Annotated in this window: 13 protein-coding genes; 8 read left to right on the top strand and 5 right to left on the bottom strand. The window is 59.9% G+C overall.

The window, feature by feature from the left end; translation table 11 throughout:
• Positions 1–36 precede the first annotated feature (36 nt).
• Positions 37–819 (top strand): ATP-binding protein, encoded by a 783-nt coding sequence (locus tag ACJO3M_RS19075; RefSeq protein WP_407002967.1) that lies wholly within the window; start codon positions 37–39, stop codon positions 817–819.
• A gap of 11 nt (positions 820–830) precedes the next feature.
• Here the strand turns inward: ACJO3M_RS19075 and ACJO3M_RS19070 are convergent, their stop codons facing one another.
• The 3 genes from ACJO3M_RS19070 to pdsR all read right to left on the bottom strand — a co-directional run bounded on the left by ACJO3M_RS19070 (position 831) and on the right by pdsR (position 4,975).
• Positions 831–2,141: a DUF3422 family protein gene (locus ACJO3M_RS19070; protein WP_407002966.1), complete on the bottom strand. Its 1,311-nt coding sequence runs from the start codon at positions 2,139–2,141 to the stop codon at positions 831–833.
• A gap of 116 nt (positions 2,142–2,257) precedes the next feature.
• Complete coding sequence (locus ACJO3M_RS19065; protein ID WP_407002965.1) at positions 2,258–4,270, bottom strand: ATP-binding protein; 2,013 nt, start codon at positions 4,268–4,270, stop codon at positions 2,258–2,260.
• A gap of 3 nt (positions 4,271–4,273) precedes the next feature.
• On the bottom strand, positions 4,274–4,975 hold the full coding sequence (gene pdsR, locus ACJO3M_RS19060; protein ID WP_407002964.1) for a proteobacterial dedicated sortase system response regulator: 702 nt from the start codon (positions 4,973–4,975) through the stop codon (positions 4,274–4,276).
• A 205-nt stretch (positions 4,976–5,180) separates the two neighbouring features.
• On the opposite strand from pdsR, the gene ACJO3M_RS19055 reads away from it, so the two are divergent.
• From ACJO3M_RS19055 to ACJO3M_RS19035, 5 genes are all read left to right on the top strand, one after another.
• Complete coding sequence (locus tag ACJO3M_RS19055) at positions 5,181–7,313, top strand: marine proteobacterial sortase target protein (protein WP_407002963.1); 2,133 nt, start codon at positions 5,181–5,183, stop codon at positions 7,311–7,313.
• Positions 7,310–7,921 carry a class GN sortase gene (locus ACJO3M_RS19050; RefSeq protein WP_407002962.1) on the top strand — a complete coding sequence of 204 codons (612 nt, stop codon included), beginning with the start codon at positions 7,310–7,312 and terminating at the stop codon, positions 7,919–7,921. Before ACJO3M_RS19055 ends, ACJO3M_RS19050 begins: the two co-directional genes overlap by 4 nt.
• Before the next feature lie 48 nt (positions 7,922–7,969).
• A complete protein-coding gene (locus ACJO3M_RS19045) occupies positions 7,970–8,671 on the top strand; it encodes a lysophospholipid acyltransferase family protein (RefSeq protein WP_407002961.1) in 702 nt (233 codons plus the stop codon).
• Positions 8,672–8,767: 96 nt separating this feature from the next.
• The gene (locus tag ACJO3M_RS19040; RefSeq protein ID WP_213477575.1) at positions 8,768–9,010 is read left to right on the top strand and encodes a GlsB/YeaQ/YmgE family stress response membrane protein; all 243 of its coding nucleotides are present in this window, start codon (positions 8,768–8,770) and stop codon (positions 9,008–9,010) included.
• 2 nt (positions 9,011–9,012) lie between these two features.
• Positions 9,013–9,414, top strand: a complete 402-nt coding sequence (locus tag ACJO3M_RS19035) for an MAPEG family protein (RefSeq protein ID WP_407002960.1) — start codon at positions 9,013–9,015, stop codon at positions 9,412–9,414.
• A 60-nt stretch (positions 9,415–9,474) separates the two neighbouring features.
• On the opposite strand, the gene ACJO3M_RS19030 is transcribed toward ACJO3M_RS19035, so the two are convergent.
• Complete coding sequence (locus ACJO3M_RS19030; protein ID WP_407002959.1) at positions 9,475–9,918, bottom strand: OmpA family protein; 444 nt, start codon at positions 9,916–9,918, stop codon at positions 9,475–9,477.
• Between the two features lie 275 nt (positions 9,919–10,193).
• Between ACJO3M_RS19030 and ACJO3M_RS19025 the strand changes: the two genes are divergently transcribed.
• Entirely contained in the window at positions 10,194–11,642 is a 1,449-nt protein-coding gene (locus ACJO3M_RS19025; RefSeq protein ID WP_407002958.1) for a rhomboid family intramembrane serine protease, read from the top strand.
• A gap of 145 nt (positions 11,643–11,787) precedes the next feature.
• Here the strand turns inward: ACJO3M_RS19025 and ACJO3M_RS19020 are convergent, their stop codons facing one another.
• Positions 11,788–13,242, bottom strand: coding sequence for a hypothetical protein (locus ACJO3M_RS19020; protein WP_407002957.1), 1,455 nt, complete (start codon positions 13,240–13,242; stop codon positions 11,788–11,790).
• A 300-nt stretch (positions 13,243–13,542) separates the two neighbouring features.
• On the opposite strand from ACJO3M_RS19020, the gene acnA reads away from it, so the two are divergent.
• Positions 13,543–16,299 carry an aconitate hydratase AcnA gene (gene acnA, locus ACJO3M_RS19015; RefSeq protein ID WP_407002956.1) on the top strand — a complete coding sequence of 919 codons (2,757 nt, stop codon included), beginning with the start codon at positions 13,543–13,545 and terminating at the stop codon, positions 16,297–16,299.
• Positions 16,300–16,353 lie beyond the last annotated feature (54 nt).

The raw sequence follows: 16,353 nt of genomic DNA, 5'->3' as shown, positions 1-16,353 counted from the left end.
ATAACCGGACGACATGCGGAATAGGACAGAGGTGTGATGAAGACAACGACCATAGATTGGGCGACCACTCCGGCTGCCGTCTGGCGCCGCCACCGATCCGGCCTCCGGGTCATCCGGCGGCTGGATCCGGTACAGTGGCAGGCGCTGACCGGCATCGAGCGTCAGCAACAGGCGCTGGCGCGGAATACCGAACGCTTCCTCGCCGGAGAGCCATCCAACAACGCGTTACTCTGGGGTTCCAGGGGAACCGGCAAGTCGTCCCTGATCAAGGCACTGCTGAACCGTTACCGGGATCGGGGATTGCGGATGATCGAGGTGGACAAGGACGACCTGGTGACCCTGCCGGAGATTGTGGATGATATCTGCGACTTGCCGTTCCGCTTCGTGATCTTCTGCGATGACCTGTCGTTTGACGTGGGCGAGTCCGGCTACAAGGCCCTCAAGAGCGTGCTGGAAGGTTCGCTGGAACTGCCGCCGGAAAACGTGCGGGTTTATGCCACCTCCAACCGTCGACACCTGATGCCGGAGTTCATGTCCGACAACCTGAAAAGCGAGATGCGCGATGGCGAGCTGCATCCGGCGGAGGCCATCGAGGAGCAGGTGTCCCTGGCGGACCGGTTCGGCTTGCAGCTGTCGTTCTATCCGTTTTCCCAGGACGTCTATCTGCAGGCTGTGGACGCCCTGTTTCCGGAGGTGGCAGACCGGGATGAGTTGCACCGGGAGGCGATCCGCTTTGCCACCGCCAAGGGCGTGCGCAATGGTCGCACCGCCCAGCAGTTCTACCGGCAGTTTGCCGGGGACGACCAGTCGAACCAGTAAAGGGGCCCTGGCTATTGCCGTTTTGCCATGCGGATGAAGCGATGGTGTACCACCCGGACGCCCGTGTACACCAGAACCATTACCACGGGAATGGCGATGCCCAGTACCAGTGACTTGTTGATATCGAACCCGGCTTCGTACACGGAATCCAGTCCCAGTTTGAGCAGGCCGATCAGGTAATAGGTGATGGCCACCACCGAGAAGCCTTCCACGGTGTGCTGCATCATCAACTGGATCTTGGAGCGCCGGTCCATGGAGCTCAGTAGCTGCTGGTTCTGGTTCTGGATCGCCAGATCCACCCGGGTGCGCATCATTTCCGAGGCACGGTCAACCCGGCGGGACAGGTCTTCCAGCCGCTCACTGACGGCTTTGCAGGTTTCCACCGCCGGGGTCAGTCGCCGGGTCATGAACTCGGTGATGGTCAGGTGTCCGGACAGCTCATCCTCACGGAGCGCGTCCAGTCTTGTCAGCACCAGCCGGTGGTAAGCCCGGGTCGCCGAGAACCGGAAGGTGGAATGGGCCCTGAAGGCCTCGATGCGGGCCGCGATGGCGGTCAGCTGGGCCAACAGTGCGGGCTCATCAACGTCGTCATTGTCCGCCAGGGACTGGGTGATCACCGCCAGTTTCTGGTCCATGTCGTTGAGGGACGGGGAGGTTTCCCTGGCCAGCGGCAGCGCCAGCAGGGACATCAGGCGGTAGGTTTCGATTTCGATCAGGCGCTGGGTCAGGCGGCCAAGCTGGCTGTCGGACATGTGGTGGTTCATCACCAGGAAACGGCCAAAACCGTCACTGTGAAGCTGGAACGTGCCCCATACCCGGGCCGCCCCGCTCTGGGGGCTGCTGCCCACCAACCTGCGCCCTTCAAAGTGCTGGCGGACGTAATCCAGATCTTCCATCCCTTGCCCGGCCTGTGCCTGCAGGTGGACATGAAACGCGGCAATCACGGTACCTGTCAACTTATCCAGCCAACCCTCCGGAAGCAGGCTGATGCCGGTTTCCGCAAAGGGCGCGCCAGCTTCTGTGGGATCCAGGTTGATGAAGGTGTAGGACGCAAATTCCATGTGCATTTCGCGCCGTACCCTGAGGTTGCCAAAGGTTTTCTCGAAGCAACTGACTTCCTGTTCGGGTTCCGGCTCGCCCAGCAGGCGATGCAGTTCCTGTAGGTGCCGGAACTGGGCTTCGCGCTGCCCGGGGGTGGTGAGGACGGCAATGTGGGTCACCCGGGCAGGCGTTGGCAGTACCTGGAACGGGCGGGAATGCAGCTCGTTATACAGATCGTCCCGTAACGGGTGAATGGCAAGGGCTGAAAGGCTTGATCCCACGCTGGCTGGTCTCCACTGTGTCAGTTGGCTTGAATCCCGGATAGGTCACAAGGTTAGGGTAAAGTTGGTTGGGGGGAAATACGACCAGTGGCTTGCCTGCATCGTCTGAAAGTCGCTCACTGCGCTGGTACGGGGGTGTGCGTGGGCAGGCTGACGGTGAACAGCACGCCGTTGGCCTCATTGCCTGCGGTCGCCGATCCGCCGTGGTGTTCGGCAATCAGTTTCACGATCAGCAGGCCTTGCCCCAGGTGTCCTTCCTGCGTGCCTTTTCGTATGGATACAAACGGGTTGAAAATGTCGGAGCTCAGGTGCTCCGGCAGCGGTGGCCCCTGATTAAACACGCCCAGTTCAAGGCTCTTGCCCTTTGGTGAAAGGCGGATTTCGATCAGGTCTCCTGTGGCGGTGAAGTCCCGGGCATTGTCCACCAACTTGTCCAGCAACTGGACGATCAGCTCCGGTGACCCGTTCAGGGTGCAGCCACCGGCAGGCCCCTGATAGACAATCCGGTGATCCGCATCCAGCTGTTGATAGGCGCGGGTGGTCTGATCCATTACCTCCGCCAGATCGAAGCGTTCCTTCTCGGCGTGGTCGAAACTCTGTTCCAGCCTGGCGGCTTCGCTCATGCCGTTAAGAATCTGGCTGAGCCGATCGGTGGCGGTGGTTGCACGGTCGATGTAGCTGGTGCGCTCACTGTCGGAGTCGGCGTGGCGCAGATTTTCCAGGGAAGAACGTACTACGGCCACCGGCGTTTTCAGCTCATGGGACAGCCGGCGGGAGAAGCTTTCCAGGTATTCGTTGTAGCCGTGCAGCCGGTCGACCATCTGGCCAAAATGCTGGTGCAGTTGTCCCAGTTCGTCGCGGGCCCGTGTCTCCGGCAAGGTACCGATGATGCGGCCGTCGTCGTCAACGCTGGCACTGACCGCTCGCTGTAACCGGGTGATTCGCCAGGACAGCCAGCTGACATAGCCCAGCAGCACCAGCATCAGCCCCACCACCAGCAGGGTGCTGCGGGCGATCACCGAGCCCAGGGTGTTCCCGGACAGTGCCAGCAACTGATCCATCGACTGCTCCAGAACCAGGGTGCGGCCACTGAACACCGGCTGGGTGACCATCAGGAAGCTGTCGCCATCGCGGTGACGCACCAGCCCCTGATCTGGCAGGGTTTGCGGATCAGAGCGGATGGCGGTGTCGTCAATTGGCCGGGGATCTGGCTGATAGAACCGCACCAGCGCTCGCAGGCCACTGAGGGCAATCTGCTCCACGACTTCCAGCGGGCTGAGGGAGTCAAACGCTGGCCGGTCGTGTTTGTCCGCAACGGCCTGACTGGCGATCACCCAGCCTCCGGCTTCCAGTATGCGCACTTGCTGACCGCTGGCCATCTGGTTTGATAGCTGTTGCTCCAGCAGGGGCAGGCGCGTCACCAGCACCGGGGGCGGGCTTAGGGGAGTGCCAGCGGATTCGGTGCCGTCCGCGCCTGGCCATTCGGCAACAAGACCGAGGCGACTGCCTTGCGGAGGCAGCGGCAGCTTCAATTCCAGTTGGTAGCCCTGGCCGACGGTTTCCCACTGCCCGGTTATGCGGTAATCCCGCTCGTTGCTTTGATCCGGGATTATGGCGGTGACGCCCCCCGGAGCCGGGGTGCGGATCAGCCGTTCAGCCTGTTCCCCGTTATAGAACTGAATCAAGCGCAGGCGATCGTGGGGTTGGTCGGGTGAGCCGGGGTCGAAATAACGGATGTCGGGGCGCGATACCCGCACAAGCAGGTACAGGTGCCGTTGATCGGTTGCAGCTTGCCAGCGCAGCGGTGAAGGGGCGTTTGCCTGGTGTGGCTCCTGCCATTGCTGTTGCGATTGCTCTTCGTCGTATCCCGGCCAGTCTCCGCCATAGCCGTCCACATGGAGCTGCCTTTGAACCGGGTGGGCATAGATCACCGGTGCATCCGCTGGCACCACAGAGTTGCCGATCAGGCGATCCCCGGCGGTTTCCGCCATGCGCCTGGCTTGTTCATGCAACTGCCCCGTGGCCTGCTCCCGCAGCGCTTCGTCCAGCTCCAGCACGAACTGTAGGCCGGCCCATGGAATCAACAGCATCAGCAGGCTGGCAACGAACAACTGGCGCTTGAGGCTCAAGGCTTACACCTCATGGGCATTCCAGCGATACCCCATGCCGTAGGCGGTCTGAATGCCATCAAAGTGGCTGTCGATCTGCATGAACTTACGGCGGATGCGTTTGATGTGGGACGTCACGGTGTTGTCGTCCAGCACCGTACTGGCGGCCTCCATCAACTGATCGCGGCTGCGTACATGTCCCGGATGCTGGACCAGGGAGTGAAGCATCCAGAATTCGGTGACAGTGAGATCGACTGGCAGGTTTTCCCAGTCGGCCGTCATGCGGTCCACGTTCAGGGTCAGCTTGCCCCGCTGCAGCACTTCGTCGGGTTTTTTAAGCGCCTCCGCCCAGGCATCGGCCCGGCGGAGCAGGGCGGTAACGCGCGCCAGCAGGTGATCGAGGCTCATGTCCTTGGTGACATAGTCGTCCGCCCCCAGGCGCAGGCCATGGACCGAATCAATGTCGCTGTCCCGCGCGGTGAGGAAAATGATCGGTACTGTCGCCGACAGGTTTCTCAGGTCCTGACACAGGGTGAAGCCGCCTTCGGGTTCATCCCCCAAACCCACGTCGATGATGGCCAGGTCCGGCAGGGCTGAGCGTAGCGCCTGGAAGGCGTTTTTGCGGTCACCGTAAGCCGATACGCGATACCCGCGGCGTTCAAAAGCGTCCCGGTAGTTCTCACGAATGGCGGGCTCGTCTTCAATCAGGGCGATATGTCGTTTCATGGATAACTGGGGTTCGGTGAATGACAGGCTCTATTTAACCATGCTGCCGGGTCAGAACAAGGTAAACCGGCGGGTTTGCCACAATTCATCATTTTCTCTCCGTCTGAATGCCAGATTCCGCCACGTGAGCGTCGTTTCTTTGCGCTGAAATACCCGCATTCAATACAACCCGGCGCCGCCGGCCCCGAAAAAGAAAGGATGCACCATGATGCTACCGACGACTCTGCTAAGGCTGGAACTCAACAAACCCGAACTGAACACTGCTCGCGTCAAACGCTGTTGCGAAGGCATATCCCTGTGGCTGGCGGTGATGCTGCTGTTGTTCGTTCACCCCCTGTATGCGGAAGCCTACCAGGCACCGGGGGCCACCGGAGAAGGCGCCGGCATGCTGGAATTTGTGGACACCAACGGGCGGCGACAGGGACAGGCCACCTTGCTGACCACCGACTACCGTGTTCGGATCAGCGGGTTGATTGCCGATACCCGATTGACCCAGAGCTTCAAAAATACCAGCCAGCAATGGCGTGAAGGTGTGTTTGTTTTCCCTTTACCCGAAAAGGCCAGCGTCTATGGCATGACCATGCGTGTGGGAGAGCGGAAGGTCGTTGGTGAGATCCGGGAAAAGCAGGAAGCCAAAAAGCGCTACGAAGACGCAAAAAAGGCTGGTAAGAACGCCGCACGGGTCGAACAGCAGCGGCCGAACCTCTTCACCACTCATCTGGCTAATATTCCGCCGGGTGAAACCGTGACCGTGGAACTCAACTATCAGCAGGCGGTTCGCTACCAGTCCGGGGAATTCGAGCTTCGTTTGCCTACCACACTGACGCCCCGATACATGCCCGGTGCTCCGCTTGCCGAGACTCCCTCGCAATGGCAGGGCGGCTGGGCTAAGCCGACAACGGAAGTGCCGGATGCTGATGCTGTCAGCCCGTTCACAGTGCTTGCGAAGGATGTGGGAGAGCAGAGCCATCGCGCTTCGATCAGTCTCGACATCCATGCGGGGTTGCCGGTGGGCGATGTCACCAGTCCAAGCCACGAACTGGTCAGTACCTGGGACGGTGATCGAGTATCGGTTACGCCGGAGCAGCACAAGGTGTTGATGGACCGGGACCTGGTGGTGCGCTGGGCGCCGGTGCGGGGGCAGGAGCCTTCCGCGGCGGTGTTCCATGAGCAGTGGCAGGGTGAAGACTATCTGCTTGCCTTGTTGGTGCCGGGCCTTAATCGTGACCGGAACCTGCCCCGGGAACTGGTGTTCGTAATCGACACCTCCGGCTCCATGGCCGGCCAGTCTATCGGCCAGGCCAGGGCCTCGCTGCTGCGGGGGCTGGACACCTTGTCGCCCGCTGATCGCTTTAACGTCATCCAGTTCAACAGCCAGACCCATTCGCTGTTCATGCAGGCGGTGCCCGCCAACGGCCAGAATCTCGCCCGTGCCCGTCACTATGTGGAGGGGCTGAGCGCCAATGGTGGCACCGAAATGGCGCCGGCGCTGAATGCAGCGCTGGGCAATGATTCGCAACAGGATGGCGCGAGCGGCCATCACGTCCGCCAGGTGGTGTTTATTACCGATGGCGCCGTGGGTAATGAAAACGCATTGTTCGACCAGATTCGGCGGCAGCTGGGGGACCGCCGGTTGTTTACCGTCGGTATTGGTTCGGCCCCAAACATGCACTTCATGCGGGAAGCGGCGAGATACGGCCGTGGCAGTTACACCGCCATTAGTGATACCGCCGATGTTGCCGGTCCGCTGGACGATCTGTTTGCCAAAATGCAGTCGCCGGTACTGACCGATATTGATGTGGACTTCTCGCAAGTTGCCGGCAGCCCTGAAGCCTACCCCGCCAGACCCGGTGATCTGTTCGCCGGCGAGCCGATGGTTCAGGTGATTCGCGGTGCAGGCAAAGAGGGTTACCTGGGCGTCTCCGGTCTCCTGCCGGACGGAAGCCGCTGGCAGACCTCGCTGGACCTGTCCCGGGCTGCTACGGGCAAGGGGCTTCACCGTCACTGGGGGCGTGAGAAAATCGACAGTGTGATGGACCGGGGGCTATCTGGGCGGGTTGACGACAAAGAGAAGCAACAGGTTCTCGAACTGGCGCTGGCGCATCAACTGATCACCCGTTACACCAGCTTCGTGGCGGTGGACAAGACACCGGTAAGGACAGCGCCGGAGCCCCTGGAAACCGACCATGTGCCTACCCTGTTGCCGGCAGGAAGCAGCTCCACCATGCTGCGTTATCCGCAAACCGCGACCATGTCGCCCTTGCTGATCGCACTGGGACTGCTGGGGCTGATGTTCTCGGCCGCCGCCTGGATGCTGCAACGGAGGGTGTTCGCATGAACCGCCTCCTGCTGTTACTGACGATGACCTTTGGTGTTGTGCTGACCGTCGGGCTGTGGATTCCGTTCAAGGCCCTGGCGGCCCAGGAGCTGCTGGAGCTGGCCTGGGCCGAGAGCCAGGCCCGGCAAACGGAAACCCGCCCCTGGCCCTGGGCCGACACCTGGCCGGTGGCCCGCCTGTCGTTGCCCGAGCTCGGGCAGTCCATGATTGTGCTGGAGGGTGCCCACGGCGAGAGTCTGGCCTTTGGGCCGGGACAGGTGCTGGGTAACGCCGCCGGTCCGGGGCCGGTGGTGATCGCCGGACACCGGGATACCCATTTCAGCAGTCTGCGTCACCTGCAATCGGGCAGTGAACTGAAGCTGCAGACGCGCTCCGGTCGCTGGTACAGCTATCGGGTTGATAATGTCCGCGTTGTCGACAGTCGTCATGAGCAGATCGATACCGGCCAGCTTGATGACGATACCCTGTTGCTGGTGACCTGTTATCCCTTTGACAGCCTCAATAACCGTGGCCCCCTGCGTTACGTGGTGGAAGCCAGAGCCGGCCAGCCGCCGGTTGCCAGCAGTGATCATGGTCCCGTACAAATTGGCACTGTTGCCGGGCTGTGAGTATGGCTTACACTTGTGCGCAAAATTACGTAAGCGGGTTATTGTTCCATGGGTGTCCTGAGAAAAATCCTGGCCTGGTTGAGTGTGCCGGTTATCTGTTTTTTCGCGCTGTTGCTTTATATCGCACGACCATTCAATCCGGATAATAACCGGTTGCTGGGCTGGGCCGTTGCCCGGGTAGGGCGGTTTATTCTGGGCATGGAGCGACCACTGAGCGGGCAGGAGAATATGCCCCGGGATCGGCCGACAGTCGTCATCGCCAACCATCAGCACAACGACGACCTGTTCGTGATGGGGGATCTGTTACCGCCCCGCACCGTGACGGTTGGCAAATCGTCCCTGGTCTGGATTCCTTTTTTCGGTCAGGTCTTCTGGCTTGGCGGGAATGTGGTCCTTAATCGCGCCCGTTCCCACAAAGCCATCGCGGTAATGCAGGCGACCAGCGACGCCATCGTCCAGGAACACAAAAGCCTGTGGATATTCCCGGAAGGCACTCGCAGCCGCGGGCGCGGACTGCAAAAACTCAAGAAAGGCGCCTTCCACGCTGCCGTGGCATCCGGTGCCCCTATTACCATGGTCTGTGCCAGTCAGTATGAGGATGGCACCCTTGGCTGGTCCGGTCGCCGCGAGCCGGTGTCGATCCGGATTCTTCCCCCTGTTGAAACCGCAGGTCTGACCAGCGAAGACATTCCTGAGCTGATGGCCCGTTGTCATAGCGAGATGGAAGCGGCCATCGCGTCGATGGCCTGATCGCAGCCTGAAGCGGATGTGCTTGAAGCAGAACAGAAAACAGGGCAGTCTTTCGGGGTCTGAACAATTCGTCCGAAAGGCGGGGAGAAGCGTGTTATGAATCTGATTCTGTTTCTGATTATTGGTGGTGTTGCCGGCTGGCTTGCCGGCCTGATCATGAAGGGCCGCGGTTTTGGCGTTCTTGCCAATATCGGTATTGGTATCGTTGGCTCTTTTCTCGGCGGCTTTGTCTTTCGCCTGCTGGGCCTCGCAGCCCAGGGCGCGGTGGGAGAGCTGGTGACCGCCACGGTCGGTGCGGTTCTGCTTCTGGCCATCGTCAGCGCCATCAAGAAGGCCTGAGCATGATTGTACCTGTTACTGCGGTATTCGCAGCTGTTACCGGCCTGCTGTTGCTGGTGTTGTCCACCTACGTGGTGCGTTTCCGCCTGCAGTATAGAAAAGGCATGGGCGTCACCGATGACCGGGATTTTGAAGCGGCGGTGCGCGCCCATGGCAACCTGGTGGAGTATGCGCCGCTGGGGCTGCTCATGCTGGGTCTGGCCGAGCTCAATGGCGTGCCCGGGCACCTGGTCTACTGGGCCGGCATGGCGCTTGTTGTCGGGCGTATTCTGCACGCCTGGGGCATGATCAATGGTCGTGGGGGCCCCCACAAGGCCAGGATGGCAGGCATTGCCCTGACCTGGCTGGCCATTCTGATGACGGCAGTGCTGTTATTGTGGAACGTGTTTCAGGTCTATGGCTAAGGAAAGGCCCAGGGTGAATATCACGCCCTGAGCCTCCCGGCTTTCACTTGCGTTGAGTTCTCAGAGCGCCCTGGCCATTTCCTGGGTCAGGTATTCGAGTTCCAGGCGGCGGTTCGCCGCCCGATCTTCCGGCCGTGCAAGGGGGCGTGTACTGCCCCAGCCGCTGACCACAATCTGGGATTCCCTCACACCTTCCTGAATAAGTTGGCGGGCGACCGCGGTGGCCCTGAGGCGGGACAGGAAACGGTTGTAGTCTTCCGCCCCGAAATTGTCTGCGTGACCGTGGATATGAATACGCATGCCAGGCTGCTGGCGCAAATAGGCCGCATGCTGTCGCAGAATCTCCACATCCTGGTTGTCCAGGGTGTGCTTGTTGAAACCATAGTGGAAGCGCATCCGGTGGGGTTTGCGCGGGCTGCTTTCCGTGGCGGCAGACATCATCAGGCCGGCCTCTACAGCGGCTCTTGCCAGCATTTCCGGGTTGTCCAGTATGAGTACGGTCATGTCAGTGTCCTTGTTTCCGGTGTCCGGTTTTTTCTTGTTGTTCCCGGCTACTATTGGCATAGCCGGGAACAACGGCAATTGGCGAATGGTCGATAACGGGTGTTTCACGACTTACCGGTTGCCCTGATTGAATGGCATTTGTGTGAATCTGATGTGACAGCCATCCAATAACGGTGTTGTGAATTACCCTGACTTCCATTTGAACGCGAAAAACTGGCCTTGCTGTGGTAAAAAGCAGACTTTCAGGGACAGATTATGATGAATTGTGACCGCCTATGCTGATTATTCCTGCCGAGAACGCCGTTAACTGGCGCCGACCACCCTGGGTAACCCTGGGGTTGATCCTTACCTGCCTGCTGGTCTTCCTGTTCTATCAGGGTGGTGACAACCGATTGCTGGAAGGGGCCATTGACGAATACATGGCATCCGACCTGATCGAGCTTGAAGCGCCGGTCTACGAGGACTACCTGCAACGGGAGATCCGCTTTGAGGGTGAGTCTGAACGGATTCTGGAGTTGCAGGAGTTCCAGCAGTTGCAGGAATCCGGTGAAGACGTCTGGGTAGCGGTCAGCCTGCTGGTTAATCCCGAGTTTTATCAGTACATGCGGGAAAACCGGGAGCTGCTGTGGGCGCCTGCCGAGAGACAGCAGTGGCTTGCGCAACGCGAGGCCATCCAGACCCGCTATATCGACCGTCTCAGCTCCAATCAACTGGGGCTGGTGCCTTCGGAACTGGAACTGTACACCCTGATCACCTATCAGTTCCTCCACGGTGGCTGGGGCCACATCATCGGTAACCTGGTGTTCCTTTTCCTGCTGGGATTTACCGTGGAAAAAGCGCTCGGGCCGGGGCGTTATCTGCTGGCGTATCTGTTGTGTGGCGCCCTGTCAGGCCTGGTGTTCACCGCCTTTTCCCTCGGCAGCCCGGTGCCCCTGGTCGGCGCTTCCGGTTCCATTTCCGGGCTGATGGGAATGTACGTGGCCATCTACGGCTTACAGAAGATCCGCTTTTTCTACTTTATTGGCGTCTATTTCAATTACTTCCGGGCGCCGGCGCTGGCGATTCTGCCGATTTGGGTCGGTAAGGAAATCTATGACTACTGGTTTGCCGGCGCCACCGGGATCGCCTACATGGCCCACGCCGGAGGTCTGATTGGCGGGGCGGCCTTGGTGTGGCTGCTGGGGCGAAGCGTGCTGCAGGTTCGTGAGGCGTTTTTCGAGCCGGAAGAGGAAGAACAGGACGAGCGCTTTACCACGGCCTACGCTCAGGCCATGGGCAGCCTCGGGCGCATGGAGTTCGAAATAGCCCGTCGTCAGTTTGAGGCCTTGCGGGAGCGCTATCCCGATCGGCCCATTCTACTGGACCACCTGTATCAGTTGGCGAAGCTGCGACCGGATTTACCGGAGTACCGGGATCGTACCCGAGAGCTGATGAACGAAACCATCAGCCGCCGCCAGCCGGAGCGGCTGGTGGAAATCTGGCAGGAGTACCTGAGTAAAGGCGAAAGGTATTCACCTTTGGCCGCGGAGGACCACAACCGTGTGCTATTCACCAGCCTGCGTCATGATGACCTTAAGGCGGCGGAAAAGGCGTTCGAACGTCTACGGAGTACCGGTGATGAGTTGCTGACCGGCGAGGCTTGCCGGTTACTGGTGGAGGAATTCGAGAAACGCCAGATGGCGCCGAAAGCCCGGCACTACAGGCAGTTGTTGCCGGCCAGCTGAGGGTGTACGGAAAGAGCAGGGTGGGGCTCTCCAAAACACGCTGTGAATACATCCCTGTACGCTCCGCTCCGCCATCCATGGCTCCGCAGGGTTTTGGAGAGCCCCACCCTGCTCTTTCCTATATCGGCCTTGTGAGCGGGCCTGTTTATTCCTCAACTAGAAACGAGGCCCTCGGGCCCTTCAGTGGCTCCCGTTTTTCTGCCTGTTTGAGATAAGTCGCGACCTGGTCGTGCAGGGGGTGGTTCGCGCAGCGTTTCTGGATGTAGTTGAGAAACGCAGTGGCTTTTTCCCACTGGTTCAGGCCGTTGGCCAGGGATTGGGCCACCAGGATATAGGCGGGCGCCAGTTCGTCGCTCTTAGGGAAGCGTTTGTGGAAATCCTGCATCAGTTTCAGCACAGCCTTGAAGTGGCCGCGCTGGTAAAGCGCCCGCGCGCATTGCACCGCCAGCTCCGGGTCATCCAGGCGGAAGCCGGGTTCCGCTCTTTCCAGGGTTTCCAGCAACCGGGCGATGCCGTCGCCGTCATTGCGGGCAGCCAGCCATCCCAGCAGTCTCGGATGAGAGCGGTACAGCTCGGCGCTGTCGTTGCGCGCGTCCAGCAACTGGTAGAGCTGGCCCAGGCGCTGGCTGTTATGGGGATCCCTCTTCAGGGCTTCCTTCAACATGGCATGAACCCGGTCGTAGTTGCCGTCCTTGAGATTCATGTCAATGTCGGCATCGAAGCGGAGGCTTCGGTCTCTTGTTTGCGAGGGCGTGTCACCCACCGTTTCCTGAAAGTCGCTGGCGAATCCTAATTCTTCCTGATACTGGAACAGCAGGTAGCCAAGCATATGGAACAGAATCAGGGTAAAGGTACTGTTCAGGAAGCCGGCCAAAGGCTGAGAGAACCAGAAGGGAAAGTGGTTGACCGCAAAGTCCTGGGCGGCGCCAGAGGCGAGGGTCAGCAGTATCAGGTAGCCGTAGAGCAGGAAGTAGGGGGTGCCGATACGGGAAATCAGCACCGCCAGGTTCATCGGGTTCACCGCCGCGCCCACGGAATGCTCCATGGCCAGCACCATGATGCTGGCGGGCAGGGCGAGGATGACAAAGGCCATCACCAGCATCATCAGCAGCGGCCCGCCCACCATGGCGGCTGCGCCTACCAGCCCCCCCATCAGGACAAAAACCAGCAACTGCAGGATGACGATGTCGAAACCGCTGCCGGTAAAGGCGACCGCCAGTGGCGGTGGTTTCATATGGCCCTCGGCGGTGTGGCGGATAACGGTATAGGTGTATTTCAACAGCGCCACGGCCAGCAGCAGGGTGATGATGATCCCCACGATGTTGGGTTTGGTCAGCAATGGCACCAGGGTGCAGATGGCGATGACCAGCAGGGGGTCGGTGTGGAACGGGTACCGGAAAAACGCCCCGAGCCGGTTCCAGAACGGTACCGCCTCGGTTGCGGCTCCGAGGTAGCGCATGACTCGGCTACAGTGTGGGCAAAGGGCCTGGCGTTTGCGGCTATCGGCATCGGGCATGCAGCGGCTGCAGTAATGAATCTGACACTCACCGCAGTGCCACTTGGCGGGGTCGCCCGGGTGGTAATGACAATCGTGTTTCACAATCAACCTGGTTCTGGTCCATCAGAGAATCGGGGCTTAATAATGACAGAAGCCTGGCCATCGCCACAATGGAACGGGTCGACAATTGTATGCGAACGGGCCCGGCGCATTCACCGGAGTGATCCCGAACATTCATGCAACAGAGGTTGAAGTCTCGCCAATCGCTGCAATAGTTATAGGTGACTTCTCATGCGGGCGCCTTTACCCCAATCTATTCCGGACCAGTTGGAGTACATTGGGGTAAGGGCGCTTGTATAGCCTTCCGGAATGCTCGGATAACGACGAAAAAGGAGGCATCTCATGTCGACTGACAGTCTTGGTAAAGACAGCCTGAATACCTTTTCCAGCCTCGAGGCTGGTGGTAAAACCTTCCATTATTACAGCCTGCCCAAGGCAGCGGACACTCTAGGGGATCTCAACCGTTTACCTTTTTCCCTGAAAGTATTGCTGGAGAACCTGCTGCGCAACGAAGACGACACCACGGTGGATCGCAGTCACATAGACGCCATGGTGCAGTGGATGAAAGACCGCAAATCCGACACCGAGATCCAGTTCCGTCCCGCACGGGTGCTGATGCAGGACTTTACCGGCGTACCGGGGGTGGTGGATCTTGCTGCCATGCGTGAGGCGGTGAAAGTGGCGGGTAAGGACCCGGCGATGATCAATCCACTGTCGCCGGTGGATCTGGTCATCGACCACTCGGTGATGGTGGACAACTTTGGTGATGCCTCGTCATTCAAGGACAACGTCACCATTGAGATGGAACGTAATCAGGAGCGGTATGAGTTCCTGCGCTGGGGCCAGCAGGCCTTCGACAATTTCCGGGTAGTCCCCCCCGGTACCGGCATCTGCCACCAGGTGAACCTGGAGTACCTGGGCAAGACCGTGTGGCAGAAAGAGCAGAACGGTAAGCACATTGCCTATCCGGACACCCTGGTGGGTACCGACTCCCACACCACCATGATTAACGGCCTGGGGATTCTTGGCTGGGGTGTCGGGGGTATTGAAGCCGAAGCCGCGATGCTGGGGCAGCCGGTGTCCATGCTGATTCCGGAAGTGGTGGGCTTCAAGGTCACCGGTAAGTTGCGGGAAGGCATCACCGCCACGGATCTGGTGCTGACGGTCACCGAAATGCTGCGTAAGAAGGGCGTCGTCGGCAAGTTCGTCGAGTTTTACGGCGATGGCCTGAAAGACATGCCCGTGGCCGACCGCGCCACCATCGCAAATATGGCGCCGGAGTACGGTGCCACCTGTGGTTTCTTCCCGGTGGACGAGCAGACCATCAAGTACATGCGTCTGACCGGTCGGGAGGAAGAGCAACTCGAACTGGTGGAAGCCTACGCCAAGGCGCAGGGCCTGTGGCGCGAACCGGGCCATGAACCGGTCTACACCGATAAGCTGGAGCTGGATATGGGCGAGGTCGAGGCCAGCCTTGCCGGCCCCAAACGGCCCCAGGACCGGGTTGCCCTGAAGAACATGAAGGCATCCTTCGAGCTGCTGATGGAAACCGCAGAGGGAACCGGCAGCCGCGAAGCCAACCTCGAATCCGAAGGCGGGCAGACCGCAGTCGGTGTCGAAGACAGCTATGAGCACCACGCCAGTCAGCCGCTGGAGATGAACGGCGAGAAAAGCCGGCTGGACCCGGGCGCCGTAGTGATCGCTGCGATCACATCCTGCACCAACACCTCCAACCCCAGCGTGATGATGGCCGCCGGCCTGATGGCCCAGAAAGCGGTGGCCAAGGGGCTGCAAACCAAGCCCTGGGTGAAAACCTCCCTGGCGCCAGGTTCCAAGGTGGTGACCGATTACCTGAGAGTCGGCGGTTTCCAGGACGATCTGGACAAGCTGGGCTTCAACCTGGTGGGTTATGGCTGCACGACCTGTATCGGCAACTCTGGCCCGCTGCCGGAGGCGGTTGAGAAAGCGATTAATGAGGGCGACCTGACGGTGGCCTCGGTGCTGTCCGGTAACCGCAACTTCGAGGGGCGCGTGCATCCGCTGGTGAAGACCAACTGGCTGGCTTCACCGCCCCTGGTGGTGGCCTATGCGCTTGCGGGTAATGTGCGCCTGGACCTGTTCAATGATCCCCTGGGGACCGACAAGGACGGTAAGCCGGTGTACCTGAAAGACCTGTGGCCCAGCCAGCAGGAAATCGCCGAAGCGGTTGAAAAGGTGAAAACCGACATGTTCCGCAAGGAATACGCGGAGGTCTTTGACGGTGACGACACCTGGAAAGCCATCAAGTTTCCGGAGAGCAAGGTGTATGAGTGGTCCGACACGTCCACCTACATCCAGCACCCGCCGTTCTTTGAGGGCATGGGCCCGGAGCCGGATCCCATAGAGGACATAAAGGAGGCCAACATCCTGGCCTTGCTGGGGGATTCGGTGACGACCGACCATATCTCCCCGGCCGGTTCTTTCAAGCCGGATACACCGGCTGGCAAGTACCTGCAGGAGCACGGGGTTGAGCCCCATGATTTCAACTCCTACGGCTCCCGCCGGGGTAACCATCAGGTCATGATGCGCGGCACCTTTGCCAACGTCCGCATCAGGAACGAAATGCTCGACGGAGTGGAAGGTGGTTATACCAAATACGTTCCGACCGGTGAGCAAATGGCCATCTACGATGCCGCCATGAAGTACCAGGAGCAGGGCACACCACTGGTGGTCATCGCCGGCAAGGAATATGGCACCGGCTCCAGCCGTGACTGGGCGGCCAAAGGCACTCGCCTGCTGGGTGTTAAAGCCGTGGTTGCGGAATCCTATGAACGGATTCACCGCTCCAACCTGATTGGCATGGGCGTCATGCCCCTGCAGTTCCCGGAAGGCGTGGATCGCAAGAGCCTGAAGCTGACCGGTGAGGAAACCATCAGCATTGAAGGGCTGTCCGGTGACATCAAGCCGGGTCAGAGCCTGAAAATGACGGTGAAATACAAGGACGGCTCCACCGAAACTTGTGACCTCAAGTCACGGATTGATACGGCTAACGAGGCGGTTTACTACCGCCACGGCGGCATACTGCACTATGTAGTGCGGGAAATGCTGAAGTCAGCCTGAATGTGATAACCCGGCAGGCTTTTGTCTGCCGGGCTTTTATCGTCACTTTTTCTG

The organism is Marinobacter alkalisoli, assembly GCF_045449795.1.
Lineage (GTDB): Bacteria > Pseudomonadota > Gammaproteobacteria > Pseudomonadales > Oleiphilaceae > Marinobacter.
The sequence above is the reverse complement of the archived record's forward strand: the minus strand, read 5'-3'. Positions and strand labels throughout refer to the sequence as shown.

Bases quoted from the DNA above. Each gene is read 5' to 3' on its own strand.
- ACJO3M_RS19075 (WP_407002967.1), top strand. From the start codon at position 37: ATGAAGACAACGACCATAGATTGGGCGACCACTCCGGCTGCCGTCTGG.
- pdsR (WP_407002964.1), bottom strand. From the start codon at position 4,975: ATGAAACGACATATCGCCCTGATTGAAGACGAGCCCGCCATTCGTGAG.
- ACJO3M_RS19055 (WP_407002963.1), top strand. From the start codon at position 5,181: ATGATGCTACCGACGACTCTGCTAAGGCTGGAACTCAACAAACCCGAA.
- ACJO3M_RS19050 (WP_407002962.1), top strand. From the start codon at position 7,310: ATGAACCGCCTCCTGCTGTTACTGACGATGACCTTTGGTGTTGTGCTG.
- ACJO3M_RS19045 (WP_407002961.1), top strand. From the start codon at position 7,970: ATGGGTGTCCTGAGAAAAATCCTGGCCTGGTTGAGTGTGCCGGTTATC.
- ACJO3M_RS19040 (WP_213477575.1), top strand. From the start codon at position 8,768: ATGAATCTGATTCTGTTTCTGATTATTGGTGGTGTTGCCGGCTGGCTT.
- ACJO3M_RS19035 (WP_407002960.1), top strand. From the start codon at position 9,013: ATGATTGTACCTGTTACTGCGGTATTCGCAGCTGTTACCGGCCTGCTG.
- ACJO3M_RS19030 (WP_407002959.1), bottom strand. From the start codon at position 9,918: ATGACCGTACTCATACTGGACAACCCGGAAATGCTGGCAAGAGCCGCT.
- ACJO3M_RS19025 (WP_407002958.1), top strand. From the start codon at position 10,194: ATGCTGATTATTCCTGCCGAGAACGCCGTTAACTGGCGCCGACCACCC.
- acnA (WP_407002956.1), top strand. From the start codon at position 13,543: ATGTCGACTGACAGTCTTGGTAAAGACAGCCTGAATACCTTTTCCAGC.